The organism is Pectobacterium colocasium, from assembly GCF_020181655.1.
Taxonomy (GTDB): domain Bacteria; phylum Pseudomonadota; class Gammaproteobacteria; order Enterobacterales; family Enterobacteriaceae; genus Pectobacterium; species Pectobacterium colocasium.
In genome coordinates this window covers 1144992-1166511 of the sequence record NZ_CP084032.1, presented here as the reverse complement: position 1 = coordinate 1166511, position 21520 = coordinate 1144992, and the positions used below count along the sequence as shown (strand labels likewise).

The following is a 21520-nucleotide window of genomic DNA, read 5'->3' as shown; positions in this document are numbered from 1 at the left end:
ATTAACCTCAATATTTTTTCGAATTATTATTCATTTCATATTTCCTGCTATATAATCCTCCCGATGCGCAAGGACCCACTCTTTATTTAGAATAAATAAAGAGAAAAAATATCCGTTTATTTTACAAGGAAAAACATATGTTTAAGTATTTAACACCGATATTTTTATGTACTGCTGCTTTTTCTTTTCAGGCTCAAGCTAATGACACAATGCTAATGCTGCTGAAAAAAGATAATGCCACCTATTTAAGCTGGTCTACCGATGCAGGCAACGTTGTTCGCCAGGATGTGTATCGCAACACCAGTAACAATCAGGCTGGCAGCGAAAAAATTGCAGAGCTCAATTCTACCGACAGGACTTTTACCGATTTAACCGCCAATCCAAAGTCGGATTATTGGTATTGGGTAGATACCGTGAGCGGTAATAATAATGTACTGAAGTCTAATGCAGCACCAACCGCCCCAAGCAAGGAGCCGGCACCACTGCGCGCGACGGCACTAAAAGCAACCAGCTCCGAATGTAAAGCAGGAGCGGTAATTAAAGATAAAACCGTCGATTGCGGCGGTATTACTCTGGGTCTGAGCTGTAACGGAGACAGTGATAAACAGCCTCCGGTTATCACGCTGGAAAATGCCACCATTAAGAACCTGCGCATCTCCGAGAAAGGCGGTTCTGACGGTATCCACTGTAAATCAGGCGACTGCCGTATTGAAAACGTGATCTGGGAAGACATCTGTGAAGATGCCGCGACCAATAACGGCAAAACTCTGACCATCGTTGGCGGTGTCGCACATAACACCACCAATGGCCCTGGCGGCAAACCGGACAAAGTGCTGCAACAGAATGCCAAAAACAGCCACACGATCGTACAGGGCAACTTCACTCTGACGGGTCAACACGGCAAACTGTGGCGTTCTTGCGGTGACTGCACCAACAATGGCGGTCCGCGTAACCTCACCATCATCAGCGCAACCGTTAACGGCACCATTGATAGCATTGCAGGCGTAAACCGTAACTTTGGCGATGTGGCTGACATCCGCGATCTGCGTATTAAAAACTACAAAGAAGGCAAACCGCCTGTATGTGAAGAGTTTACCGGTGTAGAAAAAGGCAAAGGTGACTCTCCTAAACACGGTGAATTCTGGGATACCAAGAACTGCAAAGTTAGCCGTTCAAACGTTAAAGCCCTGTAATTCTGCCAGCAGAGTTCGCTCCTAAATTAATGTTCCATTTGGGGTTCTGACGCATCCATCGTCAACAGACCGTGCTTATTCAAGCACGGTCTGTTTCATTTCATTATCCTTGCTGCAATTCGGTAAACAGCGTGCGCTTCAGCGCCAGCTCAACACCACGCAGTTCCGCTAGCCCTTTCAGGCGACCGATTGCCGAGTAGCCAGGGTTGGTTTTCTTTTTCAGATCGTCCAGCATCTGATGCCCGTGATCTGGGCGCATCGGGATCGGACGACGATCGCCCGCCTTTTGGCGCCGCAGCTCTTCCGCCAGAATGGCCTTGATAATCGCCACCATGTCCACATCCCCCTGTAAATGCGCCCCTTCATGGAACGTCTTGGGATTGTCTTCCCGACAGGTGGCACGCAGATGAGTGAAATGCACGCGATCGCCAAATGTTTCCAGCATCGTAACCAAGTCGTTATCGGCCCGTACGCCGTACGAGCCCGTGCAGAAGGTAAAGCCGTTATGAAGGCTATCAACCGTCTGTTTCAACCAGCGCATGTCGTCAATCGTAGACATCACGCGCGGCAACCCAAGAATCGGGCGTGGCGGATCATCGGGGTGAATGGCCAGACGAATACCGACAGCTTCCGCAACAGGCACAATCTCACGGAGGAAATGCCCAAGGTGCTCACGCAGTTTCGCATGGTCAATACCGTCATATTCCGCCAAACGTCCGCGGAATTGTTCCAGCGTATAGCCCTCTTCAGAGCCCGGCAGGCCTGCGATAATGTTCCCCGTCAGGCGCGCAATCTCTTCTTCACTCATCGCACGGAAGTAGTCGGCAGCCTGTGCCTGTTCATCCGCCGTGTAATCTTTTTCGGCACCGCGACGCTGTAGGATATGCAGTTCAAAGGCCGCAAAGGCAATATGATCGAAACGCAGCGCTTTTGCGCCATCCGGCAGAACATACTCCAGATCGGTTCGCGTCCAGTCCAATACGGGCATGAAGTTATAGCACACCGTATCGATCCCGCACTGCGCCAGATTGCGCAGCGATTGCTGATAGTTGGCGATATGCTGCTGATACTTCCCCGTCTGGGTTTTGATCTCTTCATGAACCGGTACGCTTTCCACCACCGACCAAACCAGCCCTTTCGCTTTCAATTCGGCTTTGCGCTTTTCAATCTCTTCAACCGACCAGATTTCACCATTGGGAATGTGGTGTAGTGCCGTCACCACGCCAGTCGCACCAGCTTGCCGCACGTCATCCAGTGAGACAGGATCGTTCGGGCCGTACCAACGCCAGGTTTGTTCCATACTGAGTTACCTTTTTTCGTCAAGTGAGAGAATTGTCTTTTTCACTTTTTTTCATCAATAAATGAGGAAAAGACTACCTCACCGGGGCAGGCTGTCAAACGAAATGCACAAATTGATTGACCAATTACACAAAAAATTCGTTTTTTGGCCTAACATCATGCCAATAAGACTAAAAAAATGAAGAGGAAATCAAAAAAAGGTTATTTGGTCTGATATCTTTTCTCTCCGCACACCGATGCGATGCCGGAGAGAAAATCCAGACGGGAAAGAAAATGCAAAGCGCAATCAGGATTCCAGGCGGGAAGGAACAGACTCGAACAGGTAGCCGTCGAATGCCGGATCGTCCACATTCGAGATTTCCAGCAGTTTAATTTTTACGTTCTCCAAATGCTGCCACATTGCCTGACGCGCCATATTCACATCACGACGAGACACGGCACGCAGGATCTGTTCATGATCGTCCAGCCACTGGCGCTGATAGCTAAAATCCTCGGTATGAGAATGAATGCCTTGCCACATTGGGCTGCGTTTACGCGCCTGCCACACCTCATACACCATATTGGCTAAGACGCTGTTTTGGGTAGATTGCGCCAGCAGGCAATGGAATTGTTCATCGGCACTTTCATCCACGCTGCCGTTTTCAAGCGATGTCCTTTCTTGTTCAATGGCCTGTCGCATTTTCACAATGTCGCTTTTGGTCGCCTGCATCGCGGCAAAGGCGGCCACTTCACCTTCCAGCAGTTGGCGCGCCTGCATCAGCTCGAAGGGACCATATCCGCTGTCCACTGCGCCCTCTTTCCCCTGCGCGGCCGGCAGTTGCATGACATAAACACCAGAGCCTTTACGCACCTCAATCAGCTTTTCCAATTCCAGCATGATCAGCGCTTCACGCACCACGCTACGGCTGACGTTGTAGGTTTCAGCAATATCGCGCTCGGGAGGCAAACGGTCGCCAATCTGATAGTTGCCCTTCAGAATTTCCGCGCGGAGATTGTCACCAATCTGCTGATATAAACGCATACCGCCATCCCTTTATTCAACATCGGCCATCGCAATATTGGCCTGACCAAAAGACAGAAAAACGCCCAATTTGTCTGAAGTATAACATGAAGCCCCACTACGCCGCACGTTGAGCGCCATGCTTGCCAAATAATTTCAGATATAGTGTTGTCGAAACGCCATTACCCGTTCGCGATCGGCTTGATGCTGCCAAAGAGGCAAGGAGCATAAATGACAATAAACGTATTCCGGTTCGTGTCGTGGACAACCTGCAAGCAGGTCATGACAGGTTTGTTTGCCATAGGTGGCGTACTTTTTATGGTGGGATGTAACAACACGCCTCGCGACATCACACCATTAGGACAAACGTCATTCGAGCGTTACCAGCAAGATACGGCGAGCTGGGTCGCGCAGCATCGCGCTTTCCAGACCACGGATAAACAGCTGGAATTACGCTGGAACACGCCCAGTGAAACTCGCCCCGCCGGCCAGCCGCATAAGGCCATTTTGCTGGTGCACGGGCTAGGTGACTCACCCGGTTCATTCATCGACATTACGCCGCAACTGGTCGAACAAGGCTTTCTGGTCAGAACCGTATTGCTACCGGGACATGGCACCCGACCGTCAGATCTGTTGCACGTCACCGTCGATGACTGGCGCAAAGTGGTCGCCGAGCAGGCCGCCATCCTCAGCAAAGAGGTCGATGAGGTTTATCTGGGTGGCTTCTCCACTGGCGGCAATCTGGTGCTGGAATACGCGTTACAACACCCGGAAATCAAAGGGCTGGTATTATTCTCCCCCGCGATTAAATCCAACGAAAAATACGACTTCATGGCTCCGTTACTGTCCGTATTTACCGACTGGCTGATGCCGCCGCGCCCCGGCTATCCGCAGCAGTTGGCAACCCGCTATATGCGCGTGCCAACCAACGGCTTCGCTCAATATTATTATTCCAGCAGCGGTGTGCGTTCAGAGCTCGCCAAAAAACCTTATGACAAACCGGTGCTAATCGTGCTGGCAGAGCATGATTCCGTCGTTGATACGGCTTATGTTGTCGACGCGTTCGATAAGCAGTTTACCAACGCGCGCAGCCGCCTGATCTGGTATGGCGATCGCCCTGCCGGTGTCCATTCCTCACGCGTGTTGGTGCGGACAGGTTCGCTACCTGAATGGCGCATCAGCCAGTTCTCGCACATGTCGCTCCTGTTTTCGCCAGACAATAAGGAATACGGTAAAACCGGAGCCATCGTCATCTGCGCCAACGGCCAACCCCTGAACGACCTGAAAACCTGTCAGGATCGCAGCACGCTGTGGTATTCCGACTGGGGATACGTGGAAAATGGCAAAACCCATGTACGCCTGACCTTTAACCCCTATTTCGACTGGCAAAATCAGATCATGGCCAACGTCCTGCACACGCAATAGCACGAGCCCCCTAAATAATTCGAGTTGCAGGACAAAACGTTATCGTTTTGAACAACACGAAGTGTTGACCCTTCAGGGCGAGGCTCATTTATGTGCCTCGTAACGCGGCAACCGCGCGACAAATCGGTTATAAACCGATTTGAACAGCGCTAGCGCTGGCCCGAAGGGTGAGCCTCATTTATGAGGTTCATTAATCCCCAGGAGCTTACACCGGTAAGTAACTGGGAGTGACAAATCTGCCGGGAGCAGATTTGAACGCTGCTTGCAGCGGCTCTTTAGGGCGAGGCCCACGACGGGCCGAGTATTTAAGGGAAGCCAACGCATCTGCGGCTTGAAGTATGACGGGGGCTGTCATCATTTGGTCATCAAGGGCAGGTATTTTTCCTTAAAGACAAATCTGCCCAAAGATTAACCATGATCGCTATGCCCGTTCCTTGCGCCCGACCGCTCCTCCGGGGTACACCGGTGGCGCGAGATCTTTGCATTCCGTTGCCGGACGTTTCCCCTAACACCGACAACGCCACCGTATTGCAGTTATTTAGTAAAAATAAAGAGTGGGTTAGCCTGCCTGTCGTTGAGGATGGACGCCCTTTTGGCTTAATCAACCGCCACATTTTTCTCTCGCAAATGTCACGGCCTTTTTATCGCGAACTGTACGATAAAAAGAGCTGCATCGCGTTTATGGATAAAAACCCGCTGATTGTTGATGCGCTGGCGTCGTTAAACGACGTCGCCGATCAAACGGTGATCACTGGTGATAAATCGCTGACGGATGGCTTTATGATCACCGAGAACGGGCGTTATATCGGTATCGGGCTGGGCATCGATCTGATTAAGGCCGTCTCCGATATGCACCTGCGCCAGCATCAGCAGATTATGCAGAGTATCGAATATGCCAGCGTGATTCAGGCCGCGATGCTGACGACGTCAACGCAGGCGATGTCCCGCACGCTTGCGGACTGGTGTTTGGCCTGGGAACCGCGAGACTGTGTCGGCGGTGACTGCTATGCCTTTAAAACCTATCAGAATGGCTGGCTTGCTGCCGTCGCAGACTGCACTGGACACGGCGTACCCGGCGCATTTATGACGCTGATTTTCTCTTCCGCACTGGAACAGGCGCTGACCCAGCACGGTCCGATGCTGCCTGCGCAGCTATTACAAACGATCAACCGCCATATTAAAGATACGCTGGGGCAGCGTGACGAGACGCGCCAGCTTTCGGCCTCTAACGACGGTTGCGATGCCATGCTGATGTTTTGCGACATGACGCGCAACACGCTGACATTTGCCGGCGCGAGGATGCCAGCCTTCATGCTGCAACGCCATACCGGGCAACTGACACCACTCCAGTGCGATCGTATGGGGATCGGCTATACCGAAACGCCTTATGACTACCAATGGTCGAGCTACGAATTGCCGCTTCATGATAACGATATGTTTTTTACCACCACGGACGGATTGACGGATCAAATTGGCGGAGAACGCAGGATTATGTTTGGAAAACGCCGGCTACAGGAGCATCTCCAGCACTATCAACACCAGCCGATGCGTGAGCTGGCTAACCAGCTCCTGTCGGCACACAAGATCTACCAGGGCGATCAGACCCGACGAGATGATTTAACATTTTGGGGCTTCCGACATTGTTCGACTTTTGTTTAATCAGGCAGGCAGAATGATGCCAAACATCAAATACACTGAATTTTTCACGCCCTCGCACCAGCATGATATCACGCTGTATTACGTGGGCTATTTTTCACAAAACATCATCAGTTCACTGGCTGAAACCATGCGGCTACAGCTGGAGAAAAAACAGCTTCCTGCCGGTATCCGTCGCAGACTGTTCTCTACCTTCGTCGAAATGGTGCAGAACATTACTCGCTATTCCGCCGCCCCGCTAACGGCGCTCGATCAGCCCGTCGAGGTCCGTCATGGTTCCGTCTGTCTGGGTTACGAAAATGGGAAATACTTCCTGCTGTGCGCCAACCCGGTACACCCCGACGATGTCGAGACGCTGCGGGGACGTCTTGAACCGCTGCGCGGTATGACACTTGATGAAATCCGCCTCGCCTATAAGGCCTCTCTGCGCGATGAAACCCCGTCATCAAGCAAAGGCGCGGATATGGGGCTGTTGACCGTCGCGCGTGATGCCAGTGAGCCACTCCAGTTTACGTTTCGGGCCGACGCATCAACGGGGCTATCTACGTTTTATCTGAAGGCAATCATTTGACATGAAAAATATAACGACCATAAGCAACCTCCATATTTCGGGGACATCCTGTACCCCAACTGTTGATTTTCACTTTGACACACACCGTCTTTATCTTTCCGGCGAGTCTTATCCTGAGAATGCTGCGGCGTTTTACCGCCCGCTGCTTACGGAGATTCAGGCGTATCTGCACACGCTGACGACCTACGCGGAAACGATGTCGCCGGATGAGGCGCTACCGAACATCGAAATTCACGTCTCCCTGATTTATTTCAACAGCTCCAGCACTAAGATGCTGTTCAGTTTATTCAACCTGCTTAACCAGGCTGCTGAACAGTCGCTATCGATTGCCCTGTATTGGTATTACGACAAAGACGACGACATTGCGGAAGAATTTGGTGAAGAGCTTCACATTGACTTCCCTGCCCTGACCTTTCACAGCACGATTTTGAGTGAGAACCATGAGCACAATTGAATTGTTTACACCGGAATACGACATTCTGCTCGCCGCGCGCAACATCGCTAACCAGCAGGAAAGACCTGCTGAAGTCTATCGCGACACGCTGCTGGCGTTAACCGACCATTACCAGCGGCTGGTACGAGAATCGCACCGCCTGATTTCACGCAGCGATCGGGCGGAGAAAGAGCTGAACCGTTTGAACGCCCAGCTCAATCAATTGGCGGTCGAACTGGAGTACAAAGCCAGCCACGATCCGCTGACCAGTGTGTATAACCGTGGTGCGATCATTGAACGCATCAACCACGCGCTGGAACGCAATCAGGCGGCGCTCATCGTGTTAGATATCGATCACTTCAAGCTGGTGAACGACACCTACGGTCACCCTACCGGCGATGCCGTAATCTGCGATCTGGTATCACGCGTGCAACACGTGCTGAATACGACGAGCAGCATTGGCCGCGTCGGCGGTGAAGAGTTCACCATCCTGCTGGAAGGGCATACGCTGATGCAGGCTGTCTCGCTCGCCAGCCGCCTTCATCAGGATCTCAACAGAATGCCGCTCAGCGTACTGCCGCAACAGCGCGTTACCGCCAGCTTCGGTGTCAGTTGGGCACCACAGAAAACCAGTTTCGATGCACTCTATGGCGCAGCGGATGCCGCACTCTATCAGGCCAAGGAAAAGGGAAGAAATAGAGTGGAATTTCAGTAAGTCGCGGGCTGGGCGATTGCCCTCGCCCTGACTCACGACCATAATAGTGGGTATCGGCTCCTCCGAGACAGACTCCCGCTATGCGATTCGATTTAACCGATCTCCGGCTGTTTCTCAATATTCAGAAAGCAGGCAGTATTACCGGCGGCGCGGCGGCGTCCAGCCTGACCGTACAGGCCGCCAGCGAACGCATCCGCGGCATGGAAGACGAACTTGGCGTACCGCTGTTATGGCGCTCAAAGGCGGGCGTCTCACTCACCGACGCAGGATTTTCTCTTGCGCACCATGCCCACATCATCCTGCGTCAGGTCGATCACATGCGCAGCGAATTACATCAATACAGCAAGGGGTTGCGCGGCCATATTCCGCTGTTGTGCAACTCTGCGGCACTGAATGAATATTTACCCGCTCTGCTGGGTCACTATCTGGTGGTCTGCCCACAGATATCCGTATCGGTGAATGAAAAACTCAGCCGCGACATCGTCAACGCTATCCGTAATCAAACCGCCGATCTCGGCATTGTGGCCGACTCCGTGCCGCTCGATGGACTGGAAACCCGCCGGTTCCGTCAGGATGAACTGGTGGCTGTGGTACCCCGCGCCAGTATCTGGTCTGACGCCTCGCAGCTTACCTTTTCCGATATTGCCGACGCCGAATTTATCGGGCTTAGCGAAGGCGCGGCGTTACAGGAGCACATCGACGAGCACGCCAGAAGGCTGGGGAAACGCCTGAATTACCGCGTGCGTCTTGCCAGCTTTGATGCCGTTACGCAGGTGATTCACAGCGGTATCGGCATTGGCATTCTTCCACGCCATGCCACACAGCGTATGATGGAGCGGCTGGCTATCCGCACAGTCCCACTGTCAGACGACTGGGCGACACGTAATCTGGTTGTCTACGCCCGCCAGTTTTCCGCACTGCCCGGCTATGTTCAGGACTTCGTCACGTTTATTACGACAGAGAACGCCGCTTAAACCAGGCCGCGCACGGCCATATATCCGCCCAACGCCATCAACCCGAGGAAGAAGCAGCGCCGGAAAACCTGCTCGCTGATCGCGTGGCGCAGGCGTTGCCCCATCATCATGCCCAGTAGCGCGGGAATCAGCGCCAGCATCGACTGCCAGAGATCGATGCCCTGTAGCCCGATCCCCTGCATTAGCTGTAACGCCAGCCCCAACGTGGAAACGGTAAACGCCAGCCCCAGCGCCTGTACCAGATCGTTTTTATTGAGCCGCAGGCATTGCAGGTAAGGTACGGCGGGGATCACGAAGACCCCCGTTGCCGCCGTGATGGCACCGGTAATGTAACCCACCAGCGGCGACAGCCAGATTTCATGACGGCCAGGCTGCGGCAAGGTGGTCGCCAAAATCCCCCATAGGCCGTAAACCACCAAAATGCCGCCGAGCGCCGCACTCGTCCATGACGATGAAGAGGTTAGCGTCGGCAGGCCATTCCAGAGTGTCCCAATGATAATCCCGGCAAACAGCGTCCAAAACCGCGTAATCAGGCTGAGAAAGGCGGGGCCGCAGACCAGTTGCCAGATGTTGGTCACCAGAGAAGGGACTATCAGTAACCCTGCCGCGCTGGCGGCGGGCATCACCAGCGTTAACAGCCCCATCGCGATTGTCGGTAACCCCAGACCAATCACGCCTTTCACCATCCCAGCCAGCAGGAACACCACCATCATCGTCGTCATTCATCGCCTCGGTTTGCTGCGCCATTAGGAAAACCCCTATGCAGGAATAGTCCAATGAGGTCTCTGCTGGTGTCTATGCGGATTGTATTGAGGGTGATTCAGGGAAAATTGGAGGCAAAGGGAGCATTAGGAAGAGTGAGATTCTCGGACAGTCCTTTGAGTCACATCTTTATGCAGGCTCAGAGGCCGTTTCGTGCGCCACAATACCGTTATTCTCATGCTACTTCGTAGCACACGCCCGACATTGGGGGCTCAAACACCAGCCCCCTATGAACCCCGGCTTTTGGCGGAAATTATGCCGCTAAAGCGGTGCCTTCGTCGGTATCAGGCTTAGAGGACCGCTTGCGACACGTTCCATACGTGGCGCAAGCTTTCGCCGCGTCCATGCGGCTCATCCTAAGCCTGCTATCTCCTCAGAATAATTTTTTACGCCAGATAACGGCCAGACCCGATGGCATCCTTACATTGTGTATAAGTAACTGCCCTTGCGAAAGAGAAGACGGATACAGCATAAACAGTATCCGCAAATATCTTAGCGAGCGCGGCCTACGGCTTCACCCAGTTGCCACACGGCCATCGCGTAGTGCGTGCTGTGGTTGTAGCGCGTGATGGTGTAGAAATTCGGTAATCCGTACCAATATTGATAGCCCGTACCGATATCCAACCGTAGCAGGCTGGCTTCACTGTATCCCGCCAGCGAATGCTGTGGCGTTAATCCCGCGGCCTGTAGTTCGGTGAGCGAGTAACGGGTATTAAAACCATTCGCCAGCAGCGGTGCCTGACCGTTTGCCTGCACCGCCACAGGGGCACCCTTCACCCACCCGTGCGCTTTGAAATAGTTGGCTACGCTGCCAATCGCGTCCACCGGATCCCACAGGTTAGTATGTCCGTTGCCGTCGAAATCAACCGCGTAATTCTTGAAGGAAGAAGGCATAAACTGCCCATAGCCCATCGCCCCCGCGTAAGAGCCGCGCAGACTGAGCGGGTCGTTGCCTTCTTTACGCGCCATCAGCAGGAAGGTTTCCAGCTCGCCCGCAAAGTAATCGGCACGTCGCGGGTAATCAAACGCCAGCGTTGCCAATGCATCGATGATACGTGTTTTCCCCATCACTCTGCCCCAGCGGGTTTCAACGCCAATAATGCCGACGATGATCTCAGGCGGGACGCCATAAATATTCTGGGCGCGCTGTAATGCATCCTGATATTGATTCCAAAACGCCACACCATTCTGCACGTTGTCTGGCGTAATAAACTGGTTGCGGTAGCGGTTCCAGGCACCGTTCGGCCCTGAAGGCGGACGCGATGTCGGGGCTTGTTTATCCATCAGGCGAATGACCCAGTCCAGGCTCTTCGCCTGCACCAGCACATCATGCAACTGCTGGCGATTAAAGCCGTGTTCCAGCACCATTTTATCGACAAACCGCGCTGTAGCGGGGTTAGTCGCAAAATCACCGCCTAACGGATGGACATTGTGTGCCGGTTCAAGCAGGAAACCGCCTTTAAAAGGGTTACCTGAAGGCGCTTCTGCGGGGGGAGGAGCCGGCTGACTGCTACAGGCCGAGAGCAAAACAAGCAGAGGGAGAAAACGAACCAAATGACGCATCAGATATCCGTATAGCCAGGTAAGAAATCAATACCCGCTATGGTAAAGGATTGTCTGATGTGAAAAAACCAGCCGGAGGTGAAAAAGTGCCGCGCGCCGACCAGATGACAGACCGGCGCACGCCATCACACACGAATCAGTTTTTCTTCACAAACTCGGATTTCAGCTTCATCGGGCCGAAACCATCGATTTTACAATCAATATTGTGATCGCCTTCAACCAGACGAATACCCTTCACGCGGGTGCCGATTTTCAGCGGGGTGGAGCTGCCTTTTACTTTCAGGTCTTTAATGACCGTTACCGTATCGCCATCCGCCAGCAGATTGCCGTTAGCATCTCTGACCACTACCCCCTCATCCTGCGCCGCCGCGTCATCTGTTGCGGACCACTCATTTCCGCATTCCGGGCAGTTGAACATTTCACCTTCTTGCCAGGTATATTCAGAACTGCATTTCGGACAATGAGGTAACTGTTGCATGATAAACTCCTGAAAAATTCACAATAAAAAAGTAATAAATATCATTAGGTAACTGCAATATTTTCGATATTTTACCCTTTTATGCATATTTTTGATAGTGAAGCAGCGTTTATCGTGACTTTACTGCCCATCTGACACCGTTTCGCCCCTTGCCGCCAGAAACGCCATCAAGGCTTCTTGCGTTAGCGCTTTGGAATACAGCCAGCCCTGCGCATAAGCGACGCCCAGGCTTTTCAGATAGGCTTCCTGAACCGGGGTCTCAATCCCCTCGGCAACAATATGCAGATTAAGACAGTGCGCCATGCTGACAATATGGGACAGCACAATATCGGTCGGCGAGTGATCATTAATATTCCCAACAAAGGACTTGTCGATTTTAAGCTTATTGGCTTTTACCCGCTCAAGATACGACAGCCCGGAATACCCGGTCCCAAAATCATCAATGGCGACATCAATGCCTTGTTGTTGATACAGCTCCACCATCGGTGCCGCTTTCTGCGGTTCGATCATGGAGGATTCGGTTAATTCGACATTAACATTGGCACCCTCGAGATCGTGCGCCGCAATATGTTCGACGAGATAATTGAAAACGGATATGTCTTCAAACTCCGCCGCTTCAAGATTGATGGAGACAAACATCGCAGGGTAACGTTTCTTCAGTATGCTGGCCGTTTGTAGCGCCTCATTAATGACGAAAAACGTTAGCTCCTTCATTAGCCCAACCTGACGAATCATGGGAATAAAGGAGTCCGGCGTAATCAGGCGCCCGTCCGCATGACGCCAGCGTATCAGCGCTTCACATCCCACGATCTGAGCGGTATCCAGTTTAATAATCGGCTGATAATACAATTCAAATTCTTTTTGCCTCAGCGCCTGATTGAAAACATAGCGCGGACTCTGAATGGCCAGTGATTTTTTAGAGATGAGTGTAGATAGAATCAGGGAAAGCAGTAGAAAAACGGGCAACACGAAGAGAAAAATCTTTAGGTAGAATGAGAAACTTGTAGCGCGATCCGCACTCACTACCAGAGCGAGATCGCTATTGGACAGCGGTTTCTGAACGTAGTATTTATCGCCAATATAAAATCTATCGGGGTTATTTCCCCCCGCAATCAAGCGAGAATACACATCGCTACTCATCAAATCTGACAGGATAACCCGCCCATCCCGCTTGTTTTTCTCCAGCAATGCATATTGGATATTGTAACTGTAGGAAGGGACATCCAGAAATGAACGTGGATTCAACACCACAAGATGACGCGTTGCGCCAACATAAATCATCGTCTTATTTTTGTTCAGCGGACTTTCAATTTTGTACCAGATATCATAGCGATTTTCATAGCGGAAATCGGGCACGGGAAGAAACATGGTACGAATTTCGTTCAGCATCGAAGAACAGCGAGGACGATTCCCATCAATATAAACCACGTCCTGAATATAATCATTGTCGTAAGCGATCTTACGCAGTAAACCCAGATGCGGATTATCACAATAAGGTGGAATATATGTTTCTAAAACATCGAGTGCGGACGTCGCCTGCAACATTATTTTTTCGGCATGTTCAACCGTGACGTTAGAAAAATTATCGACTTCACTTTCAAACTGTCTGAGCGTGAACGTTGAATAAACCGTAAGCACCAATGCAAAAAGCGATGCCAGAATAAAAAGCAGGCTGGCGGACAATAAGAAAAAATTTTTCTTAAAATAGAGCGTTTGAAAATAGGCTAGCAGGCTTTTTTTCATAGGAGCGACGCGTCGTCATGATGAGAAATCCAACATAGCACACAACCTTCCCACAGCATGTATCGATATCTCAAATAATTCTGATTTTAAGACATTGGTGACTGTCGCATTCTGCGCATCCTCTCAGGCAAAGATCCATACCGACACCTTCTCGAGCCAGTCGATGCACGTGGTGCGGCGATCGCTGGCCATGTTTTTGGCCATCACTCATGGTCATCATTACCTCATAAAAATATTTATATCCCCTCAAAAATAGCCTTGTTAGCCGCAAACCACCGGAACCGCTACTCTGCTGGTATGACATGGAACCCACACAGGCGGAGGAAACCACATCATGGCGACTCGCACTCTTCATCAGAATTTAAGGAAAAATAATATGGGATTAACATTGCACCATCTTAATGATTCACGGTCTGTTCGTATCCTCTGGCTGCTTGAGGAAGCAGGAATACCTTATGAACTCGTCAGATATCAGCGGGATGAAAAAACGCACTTAGCACCGGCCTCATTAAAAGCGATACATCCTTTGGGTAAATCGCCGTTGATTGAAGAAGAGGGCAAGATCATCGCGGAATCTGGCGCTATCGTTGAATACCTGATCAATCGCCATGCAAAACACCTGGCTCCAGATGTAAGTGAGGCCGAATACATTGACTATCTTCAGTGGATACACTTCGCGGAAAGCTCCGCCATGCTGCCAGTGTTATTAAAGATCTTTGGCGAATTTGAAAAGAATACCGGCACCACGCTAAATTTCCTTGAGAGCTACGCCGACAACGAATTCGAGAAAGTCTTTTCATTTTTAGACAACATGCTGTCTGCAAGAGAATTTATCGTGGGCGATAAGCTGAGTGGTGCGGATATTATGCTGGGCTTCGTGATTAATACCGTCGTAGAACGACTCGTGCCCGGAGAACGATTCCCGAATATTCAGCGCTATTCACAGCGCCTGAAAAATCTGCCTAGCTGGCAGAAAGTTCAGGACATTGAGTCGCGCGCAGAATAAGGAATCAGCGCGAGGCATCACTTATTTAACAGGCAAACTTGCGAGCCGCCTCGCGCACTTAAGCGCTAGTGGAAAAATCGAATACGCGTCCTTATCCCAGTCATCTGCTACATTGCAAAGAACTGACCTTATGTTTGATAACGTAGTGGTGAGTATCCAACGTGGGGATGACCTCATGTTTTGTCTAAGGCCTCGGCATCCCTATCAAAATCAACAACACGCTATTTTTCAAGATCATGGATAAGATCCCACCGCGACTCATACATATTAATGCGTATAAAAAGCAAGACGTGTCGCCATGCATACCAAATGCCATTGTATTTGTTTTGCTCTGCCGGGTAGGATGATATGACAGAACCACCCAATGTATGGCAATAGTTTCTAGGGAGAATCCAGTGGGTTATAAAGAGAAAGCACTTTGTAAAATACGGACTGTGACAGCATTTCTATCATTAAGTCACGATAAAGAGAGTTGGCAGACAGAAATTAATAAAGCCTCAAAATTTTTATCAGATTTAACGGCAGAGTTTCAACGTCACCACTACACGGTACAGTCCATTCGCATTGTTACCAATCCATTTGGGGAATATCTCGACCTAAACAGTATAGAGAATGCCCGAGCTGATTTACACTATATTAGCAAATTACTGGCTCACAATAATCAGTCAGGAATAAGGGTAAGATTTGCTATTGGTGAAGCAAAAACCACAAGAGAAATTGAGATGCTGCCTGATCTCATTAATGAGTTTGGCGATTTGTGCAATGCCTGTGTAAATATCCCTTTAGATGATTGTGGTATTGTCGACAATGAGCTTATTAAGACTGCCGCATCATGTGTGAAAAAAATTAGTGTAATAACCCCACGAGGCGAGGGAAATTTTAACTTTACAGTCAACTTCAATTGTAAACCACTAATACCTTATTTTCCGGCCGGATATCATCAAAAAGAATTAGGGGATTGCTTTGTTATTGGTCTTGAAACCCCCGATCTGCTGGTTAATACATTAAAAAACTTCAATAAACAGAAAGGTACAAAAAACCATAATCAACTGTTCAGTAATTATTACACCGTCCTGAGCACAGCCCTTCAGTATCATATATCAGCAATTCAACATATTATTAACCATGCAAAAATGGATTTTCCCTTTACGTTTTCAGGCTTCGATAGTTCGGCTGCACCCTCTAAAAATTGTGCCAGTATGGCCGAAGTCTATGAACAAATGGGGGTCGAATACTTTGGAGCATCAGGCACTGTCGAAGTATCAGGATTATTAACTAAGGTATTTAAATCAGTAAAAGAGACTGAGTTGGTGGGGTTTTCTGGGTTAATGCTTGCATTAACTGAAGATCAAGGTTTAGCTGATGGATCTGTAAAATCAAATTTTGATATTCGCTCGTTGCTGACTTACAGCGCTGTTTGTGGAATTGGGCTGGATACCGTTCCTGTTCCCGGTGATGTCTCTATTGATAAACTGTCAGCCCTAATGAGAGACACAGGGACGATGGCTTTTCGCTTAAATAAACCGCTTACTGTTCGAGTCTTCCCTGTTCCTGGTATGCAGGCGGGTGATATCACCAACTTTGAAAGTGATGACTTATGTAATTGTGCGGTGTTGGCTGTACCATAACGTTAAAAAGATAATCTATTTGGCGGGATTTAATACCGTCAAATAGGCTCATTGATTTAGCAGAAACGCTCTAATGCTAAGCTCAGCAGCATTGATTTTCATGAATTAATTATTATTGACCTGATACCTCTTCATGGCAAACTTGCGAGCCGCCTCGCGCGTTCGAGCAAATCGGATACGCATCCCTGATTCAGTCTGGTAACGTCGTCTGACGCCAAATAACGGCCACCAGTGGTAAGATAGCGCATTCACGGGTGATGTTTTTCATCTGTCAGCCAGTATACTTCTGGCATTCCATTTCAAGGCTCAGGTGACACGCCATCAGCACGGTTGACCATCAAACCCTGCACCATCACCTGAACGAACAAAAGCGTTAAGACTGAGTAAAATCAATATGAATGAAGCCACAGAGAAGGACTTCACCGCCCATACGCCAATGATGCAGCAGTACTTTAGGTTAAAGGCTGAACATCCGGAAATCCTGCTGTTTTACCGCATGGGCGATTTTTACGAGCTGTTCTATGACGATGCCAAGCGGGCTTCTCAACTGCTGGATATCTCGCTGACGAAGCGCGGTGCCTCCGCAGGGGAACCGATACCGATGGCAGGCGTTCCCCACCATGCCGTTGAAAACTACCTTGCCAGGCTGGTGCAAATGGGCGAATCCGTCGCTATCTGCGAACAGGTTGGCGATCCCGCCACCAGCAAAGGTCCGGTAGAACGCAAAGTAGTACGTATCGTCACGCCGGGAACCATCAGCGACGAAGCACTATTGCAGGAAAAGCAGGACAACCTGCTGGCCGCTATCTGGCAGGATAGTCGGGGATTCGGTTATGCCACTCTGGATATCAGCTCTGGACGCTTTCGCGTGAGCGAGCCTGCCGATCGGGAAACCATGGCGGCCGAATTACAGCGCACCAACCCGGCGGAATTACTCTACCCTGAATCCTTCGAATCCATGGATTTGCTCGAAAACCGTCATGGACTACGCCGTCGTCCGCTGTGGGAGTTTGAACCGGATACCGCACGTCAGCAGTTGAACCTGCAATTTGGCACCCGCGATTTGACGGGTTTTGGTGTAGAGCAGGCGAAGCTCGCGCTGCGCGCCGCCGGATGCCTGCTGCAATACGCGAAAGACACTCAGCGCACCTCGCTGCCGCATATCCGTGGGATTACCATGGAGCGCCAGCAGGACGGTATCATCATGGATGCGGCCACCCGCCGTAACCTTGAACTGACGCAAAACCTGTCCGGTGGCGTGGAAAATACGCTGGCTGCCGTCTTGGACTGCACCGTAACAGCGATGGGCAGTCGGATGCTGAAGCGCTGGATTCATATGCCCAGTCGCGATATTGATGCGCTTAAGCAGCGCCAGCAGGCTATCAGCGCGTTGCAGGACATCACGCCCGATCTGCAACCCTCTCTGCGACAGGTCGGCGATCTGGAACGTATTCTGGCGCGACTCGCATTGCGCACGGCACGCCCGCGCGATCTGGCACGTATGCGCCACGCCTTCCAGCAATTTCCCGATATTCGTGAGCAGCTTGCACCGCTTGATATTGACTCAGTTCGCCGTTTAGTCAGCCTGATTGGGCAATTTGATGAATTACGAGACTTGCTGGAACGCGCGGTTGTCGAAGCTCCGCCCGTGCTGGTTCGTGACGGTGGCGTCATCGCGCCAGGCTACAATGCGGAACTGGACGAGTGGCGTGCGCTGGCCGATGGTGCCAGCGACTATCTGGATCGTCTGGAAATTCGCGAACGAGAAAAGCTGGGGCTCGATACACTGAAAGTCGGCTTCAATGGCGTACACGGTTATTACATTCAGGTAAGCCGCGGTCAAAGCCATCTGGTGCCGATCCACTACGTACGCCGTCAGACGCTGAAAAATGCCGAACGCTACATCATCCCTGAACTGAAAGAGTACGAAGACAAAGTTCTGACTTCAAAGGGCAAAGCGCTGGCGCTGGAAAAAGCACTCTATGATGAGCTTTTCGATCTGCTGCTGCCTCACCTGGCTGAGCTTCAGCAAAGTGCAGCCGCGCTGGCCGAGTTGGATGTCCTGACGAATCTGGCCGAACGCGCTGATACGCTCAATTACGTCTGCCCGACGCTGAGTGACAAACCCGGCATCAAAATCACAGGAGGTCGTCACCCTGTCGTCGAACAGGTGCTTCGTGAGCCGTTTATTTCGAACCCGTTGTCGCTGGCACCACAGCGCCGTATGCTGATCATTACCGGCCCCAATATGGGCGGTAAAAGTACCTATATGCGTCAGGCTGCACTCATCGTGTTGATGGCGCACATCGGCTGCTTTGTGCCTGCGGATCAGGCGGTTATTGGCCCAGTCGATCGCATTTTCACACGCGTAGGTGCCGCGGACGATCTGGCTTCTGGTCGTTCCACCTTTATGGTGGAAATGACAGAAACGGCAAATATTCTGCACAACGCCACGGAAAACAGCCTGGTATTGATGGACGAAATCGGCCGTGGAACCTCAACCTACGACGGCCTGTCGCTGGCCTGGGCCTGTGCCGAAAATCTGGCGAACCGCATCAAAGCCATGACGCTGTTTGCCACGCACTATTTTGAACTGACCACCCTGCCAGAAAAAATGGAAGGCGTGGTGAATGTGCATTTAGATGCGCGCGAACACGGCGATACCATTGCCTTTATGCACAGCGTACAAGATGGTGCAGCCAGTAAAAGTTACGGTCTTGCCGTTGCCGCACTGGCTGGTGTCCCGAAAGAAGTGATTAAGCGCGCACGCCAGAAACTGAAAGAGCTGGAAACGTTATCGAATAATGCGTCATCCAGTCATATTGACGGCGCGCAGTTGGCACTGCTGAGCAATGATGAGCCGTCTCCGGCGATTGAAGCGCTGGAAGCCATCGATCCTGATGCGCTCACGCCACGTCAGGCGCTGGACTGGCTGTATCAGCTAAAGAAAATGCTCTAACGTGTAATGAATGGATGAAAAAAAGGCACTGAAAATCAGTGCCTTTTCTTTTTAACGCTGTATCAATCTATCTGCGTATCGCAGTTTGCCCGCGCGTTCATACGTGCTTTATCGCTGCTGTTAGGGACCACCGCTTTCACCATCTGTCCTTCTTCCATTGATGGAATAACGGCAAAATGCGCAGTAAAGGAAACCAGTACCGGTTCACCCGCCGACGCCGTAGTACGAAGATACAGTCTTTCCAGCACGGCATTACTCGCTACTACAAACGTTTTCCCTGTCGCACAGTCAGAGAAGGTCGCAGCATCCGCCAGATAGCGGTACATGCCCTTCATCGACATCGGCGTATCCGGCAATGCCTGCTCGGTTGCCGTCAGTTGGCGAGGAAGAGAGGAGTTGATGGGAAGCCCTTGCTGATCCAGCATTTCCAGCCCCTTATCAATCGGGCGGAAGTAACGTTTTTCTCCTGCACTATCCGTCAATACCAGCTTATCCGCGGTACGTCGCCATTGCCCATAGGAAGCAAATGTGTTGTTGCCCGCTCGCGTTGTCTGATACTGCTCTCGCAGCACAAAAGTCCCGTCTTTTTCCAAAAACAGCGACGTATCAATCCCTCCGCAGTCCGCACAGGGTAAAACGCCACGATAACTTTGCGCCATTGGTTTAAGAGGCTCTTCCTGAACTTGTGAACGGGTATGACACCCAATCAACCCAGAAACCCCTGCAATCAACAGCACACCGATAGCCAGTTTTTTCATCATTATTGTCCTGCCGTCTCTGCCCTGTTTTTATCGTTCTGACTCAATGCTCTGGAATGTATCCAGCCTGTTATCATCCCTGAGTCTGAGGAATTTTCCACTCAGAAAATGCTATTTCCAGACTATTCTTATCGTCAGACAACCAGATCGTCCCTTCCTGTATCGTTGCCTGCAACGCCATCGTGCGTGCGGCCAGCCCGGCAAGTTGAGTCAGTTGATTATCATCCAAAAAGCGAATAGCCAGATTCTTGTATCCGGAAACCTTACTTGCTATCGCACTCCACCAAACCTGCGCCGCACGCTCGCTGTACGCGTATAGCACCACGGCACGGGACTGGTTGCAGGCTTTCTTAAGCCGCTTTTCATCCGGCAGACCCAGCTCAATCCACAACTCCAGTTCCATCGTATCATTGCGCCGCCAGATTTCCGGTTCGTCATCGGCACTGAGCCCTTTGGTAAAGCGCAGGTTTTCATCAGCATGGCAAATCCACGCTAAAAGCCGCAGCATCATGCGCTGTTCCGTTTCAGACGGATGCTGCGCGATCGTCAGGTTCGCGTCGTGAAAAAAATTCCGATCCATATCGGCAATATTAACTGCTGCTTTGTAAACCGTTGCTTTTAGTGCCATCAGTAACCTCGTCGTTATTCCCTTTAGTTTACTTGAGTTAGCGCCATCCTCACAGTAAAGGTGATATCTGCCACGTAACTGATAGATTAGGCCTCTAAGGACTACTGATATCCTGTTAGTGCCTATGCTATAGTCGGTTTGATAAATAGAGTTTATCTTCGTAGGCTTACAACATCGCGCACCGCAACAGGTGATGATGCATGAATATCTACCGAGCTAAGCTTTCAAGGGAGGATATAGTGCAAGAATACTGTGAATTAGTACGTCGCTTATACGCAGAGATCGCCAGTGGCGATCTGGGCTATATACCCGATTCGCTGGGTTGTGTTTTGAAAACCCTGGATGGCATTGCCGCGAATGATGCGCTGCCATCCTCCGTCAGGGAACAGGCCGCTTTTGCCGCCGCTAACTTATTGGTGAGTGATTATGTCAATGAGTAATGAATATCAACCCATCAACTGTGATGATTACGACAGCCTGGAAGCCACTTGTCAGCAGAATATGACGCTGACGCTGGAACTACGCAATGGTGAAGTTGTGACCGGTAAAGCCAGTGATATGATCTCCCGTAAGCAGGTCGAATATCTGGTGATCGAAGCCTCCGGGGCAATGCGCGAACTGCGCCTCGACCACATCGTCAGTTTCAGTCATCCTGAAATCGGGAAGGTCGTCGTCAGCGAATCCTGACAGGCTTATCCTTTCATTCAGCGGCAAACGCTGAACAAACGC

20 protein-coding genes are annotated in these 21520 nt (G+C 50.9%); 12 read left to right on the top strand and 8 right to left on the bottom strand.

The window, feature by feature from the left end:
- The first annotated feature begins 137 nt into the window (after window positions 1-137).
- Complete coding sequence (gene pelI, locus LCF41_RS05215; RefSeq protein WP_225087176.1) at window positions 138-1193, top strand: pectate lyase PelI; 1056 nt, start codon at window positions 138-140, stop codon at window positions 1191-1193.
- A 103-nt stretch (window positions 1194-1296) separates the two neighbouring features.
- Here the strand turns inward: pelI and uxuA are convergent, their stop codons facing one another.
- Together uxuA and LCF41_RS05205 are read right to left on the bottom strand one after the other, a co-directional pair.
- A complete protein-coding gene (uxuA, locus tag LCF41_RS05210; RefSeq protein ID WP_225087175.1) occupies window positions 1297-2493 on the bottom strand; it encodes a mannonate dehydratase in 1197 nt (398 codons plus the stop codon).
- A gap of 285 nt (window positions 2494-2778) precedes the next feature.
- The gene (locus LCF41_RS05205) at window positions 2779-3513 is read right to left on the bottom strand and encodes an FCD domain-containing protein (protein ID WP_225087174.1); all 735 of its coding nucleotides are present in this window, start codon (window positions 3511-3513) and stop codon (window positions 2779-2781) included.
- Window positions 3514-3723: 210 nt separating this feature from the next.
- Between LCF41_RS05205 and LCF41_RS05200 the strand changes: the two genes are divergently transcribed.
- From LCF41_RS05200 to LCF41_RS05175, 6 genes are all read left to right on the top strand, one after another.
- Window positions 3724-4917, top strand: coding sequence for an alpha/beta hydrolase (locus tag LCF41_RS05200; protein ID WP_225087173.1), 1194 nt, complete (start codon window positions 3724-3726; stop codon window positions 4915-4917).
- Between the two features lie 414 nt (window positions 4918-5331).
- Window positions 5332-6576 carry a SpoIIE family protein phosphatase gene (locus LCF41_RS05195; RefSeq protein ID WP_225087172.1) on the top strand — a complete coding sequence of 415 codons (1245 nt, stop codon included), beginning with the start codon at window positions 5332-5334 and terminating at the stop codon, window positions 6574-6576.
- A 13-nt stretch (window positions 6577-6589) separates the two neighbouring features.
- Window positions 6590-7144 carry a SiaB family protein kinase gene (locus LCF41_RS05190; protein WP_225087171.1) on the top strand — a complete coding sequence of 185 codons (555 nt, stop codon included), beginning with the start codon at window positions 6590-6592 and terminating at the stop codon, window positions 7142-7144.
- 1 nt (window position 7145) lies between these two features.
- On the top strand, window positions 7146-7598 hold the full coding sequence (locus LCF41_RS05185; RefSeq protein WP_225087170.1) for a DUF1987 domain-containing protein: 453 nt from the start codon (window positions 7146-7148) through the stop codon (window positions 7596-7598).
- A complete protein-coding gene (locus LCF41_RS05180; RefSeq protein WP_225087169.1) occupies window positions 7585-8292 on the top strand; it encodes a GGDEF domain-containing protein in 708 nt (235 codons plus the stop codon). The genes LCF41_RS05185 and LCF41_RS05180 overlap by 14 nt, the downstream gene beginning before the upstream one ends.
- 80 nt (window positions 8293-8372) lie before the next feature.
- Window positions 8373-9266: a LysR family transcriptional regulator gene (locus LCF41_RS05175; protein WP_225087168.1), complete on the top strand. Its 894-nt coding sequence runs from the start codon at window positions 8373-8375 to the stop codon at window positions 9264-9266.
- On the opposite strand, the gene LCF41_RS05170 is transcribed toward LCF41_RS05175, so the two are convergent.
- The 4 genes from LCF41_RS05170 to LCF41_RS05155 form a co-directional block, all read right to left on the bottom strand.
- Entirely contained in the window at window positions 9263-9988 is a 726-nt protein-coding gene (locus LCF41_RS05170) for a sulfite exporter TauE/SafE family protein (protein WP_225087167.1), read from the bottom strand. The two genes, LCF41_RS05175 and LCF41_RS05170, sit on opposite strands and share 4 nt — an antisense overlap.
- 532 nt (window positions 9989-10520) lie before the next feature.
- Window positions 10521-11591, bottom strand: coding sequence for a lytic murein transglycosylase B (gene mltB / locus LCF41_RS05165; protein ID WP_182099285.1), 1071 nt, complete (start codon window positions 11589-11591; stop codon window positions 10521-10523).
- 136 nt (window positions 11592-11727) lie between these two features.
- A complete protein-coding gene (locus LCF41_RS05160; RefSeq protein WP_225087166.1) occupies window positions 11728-12069 on the bottom strand; it encodes a zinc ribbon domain-containing protein YjdM in 342 nt (113 codons plus the stop codon).
- Between the two features lie 120 nt (window positions 12070-12189).
- A complete protein-coding gene (locus LCF41_RS05155) occupies window positions 12190-13812 on the bottom strand; it encodes an EAL domain-containing protein (RefSeq protein WP_225087165.1) in 1623 nt (540 codons plus the stop codon).
- Between the two features lie 376 nt (window positions 13813-14188).
- Here LCF41_RS05155 and LCF41_RS05150 point away from each other — a divergent pair, with 376 nt between their 5' ends.
- The 3 genes from LCF41_RS05150 to mutS all read left to right on the top strand — a co-directional run bounded on the left by LCF41_RS05150 (window position 14189) and on the right by mutS (window position 19405).
- Window positions 14189-14818, top strand: a complete 630-nt coding sequence (locus tag LCF41_RS05150) for a glutathione S-transferase family protein (protein WP_225087164.1) — start codon at window positions 14189-14191, stop codon at window positions 14816-14818.
- A 395-nt stretch (window positions 14819-15213) separates the two neighbouring features.
- Window positions 15214-16446 (top strand): DUF711 family protein, encoded by a 1233-nt coding sequence (locus tag LCF41_RS05145; RefSeq protein ID WP_225087163.1) that lies wholly within the window; start codon window positions 15214-15216, stop codon window positions 16444-16446.
- A gap of 394 nt (window positions 16447-16840) precedes the next feature.
- Window positions 16841-19405, top strand: coding sequence for a DNA mismatch repair protein MutS (mutS, locus tag LCF41_RS05140; protein ID WP_225087162.1), 2565 nt, complete (start codon window positions 16841-16843; stop codon window positions 19403-19405).
- Between the two features lie 62 nt (window positions 19406-19467).
- Here mutS and nlpE read toward each other — a convergent pair whose 3' ends face one another.
- Window positions 19468-20163 (bottom strand): envelope stress response activation lipoprotein NlpE, encoded by a 696-nt coding sequence (nlpE, locus tag LCF41_RS05135; RefSeq protein WP_225088103.1) that lies wholly within the window; start codon window positions 20161-20163, stop codon window positions 19468-19470.
- Between the two features lie 73 nt (window positions 20164-20236).
- A complete protein-coding gene (locus tag LCF41_RS05130; RefSeq protein WP_225087161.1) occupies window positions 20237-20791 on the bottom strand; it encodes a YaeQ family protein in 555 nt (184 codons plus the stop codon).
- Window positions 20792-21030: 239 nt separating this feature from the next.
- On the opposite strand from LCF41_RS05130, the gene LCF41_RS05125 reads away from it, so the two are divergent.
- Entirely contained in the window at window positions 21031-21231 is a 201-nt protein-coding gene (locus tag LCF41_RS05125) for a YaeP family protein (protein WP_010285748.1), read from the top strand.
- Window positions 21218-21478, top strand: a complete 261-nt coding sequence (gene rof, locus LCF41_RS05120) for a Rho-binding antiterminator (protein ID WP_225087160.1) — start codon at window positions 21218-21220, stop codon at window positions 21476-21478. Before LCF41_RS05125 ends, rof begins: the two co-directional genes overlap by 14 nt.
- Window positions 21479-21520 lie beyond the last annotated feature (42 nt).

Excerpts from the sequence above, each read along its gene's own strand:
- pelI (WP_225087176.1), top strand. The coding sequence starts at position 138 with ATGTTTAAGTATTTAACACCGATATTTTTATGTACTGCTGCTTTTTCT.
- uxuA (WP_225087175.1), bottom strand. The coding sequence starts at position 2,493 with ATGGAACAAACCTGGCGTTGGTACGGCCCGAACGATCCTGTCTCACTG.
- LCF41_RS05205 (WP_225087174.1), bottom strand. The coding sequence starts at position 3,513 with ATGCGTTTATATCAGCAGATTGGTGACAATCTCCGCGCGGAAATTCTG.
- LCF41_RS05200 (WP_225087173.1), top strand. The coding sequence starts at position 3,724 with ATGACAATAAACGTATTCCGGTTCGTGTCGTGGACAACCTGCAAGCAG.
- LCF41_RS05195 (WP_225087172.1), top strand. The coding sequence starts at position 5,332 with ATGATCGCTATGCCCGTTCCTTGCGCCCGACCGCTCCTCCGGGGTACA.
- LCF41_RS05190 (WP_225087171.1), top strand. The coding sequence starts at position 6,590 with ATGATGCCAAACATCAAATACACTGAATTTTTCACGCCCTCGCACCAG.
- LCF41_RS05185 (WP_225087170.1), top strand. The coding sequence starts at position 7,146 with ATGAAAAATATAACGACCATAAGCAACCTCCATATTTCGGGGACATCC.
- LCF41_RS05180 (WP_225087169.1), top strand. The coding sequence starts at position 7,585 with ATGAGCACAATTGAATTGTTTACACCGGAATACGACATTCTGCTCGCC.
- LCF41_RS05175 (WP_225087168.1), top strand. The coding sequence starts at position 8,373 with ATGCGATTCGATTTAACCGATCTCCGGCTGTTTCTCAATATTCAGAAA.
- LCF41_RS05170 (WP_225087167.1), bottom strand. The coding sequence starts at position 9,988 with ATGACGACGATGATGGTGGTGTTCCTGCTGGCTGGGATGGTGAAAGGC.
- mltB (WP_182099285.1), bottom strand. The coding sequence starts at position 11,591 with ATGCGTCATTTGGTTCGTTTTCTCCCTCTGCTTGTTTTGCTCTCGGCC.
- LCF41_RS05160 (WP_225087166.1), bottom strand. The coding sequence starts at position 12,069 with ATGCAACAGTTACCTCATTGTCCGAAATGCAGTTCTGAATATACCTGG.
- LCF41_RS05155 (WP_225087165.1), bottom strand. The coding sequence starts at position 13,812 with ATGAAAAAAAGCCTGCTAGCCTATTTTCAAACGCTCTATTTTAAGAAA.
- LCF41_RS05150 (WP_225087164.1), top strand. The coding sequence starts at position 14,189 with ATGGGATTAACATTGCACCATCTTAATGATTCACGGTCTGTTCGTATC.
- mutS (WP_225087162.1), top strand. The coding sequence starts at position 16,841 with ATGAATGAAGCCACAGAGAAGGACTTCACCGCCCATACGCCAATGATG.
- nlpE (WP_225088103.1), bottom strand. The coding sequence starts at position 20,163 with ATGAAAAAACTGGCTATCGGTGTGCTGTTGATTGCAGGGGTTTCTGGG.
- LCF41_RS05130 (WP_225087161.1), bottom strand. The coding sequence starts at position 20,791 with ATGGCACTAAAAGCAACGGTTTACAAAGCAGCAGTTAATATTGCCGAT.
- rof (WP_225087160.1), top strand. The coding sequence starts at position 21,218 with ATGTCAATGAGTAATGAATATCAACCCATCAACTGTGATGATTACGAC.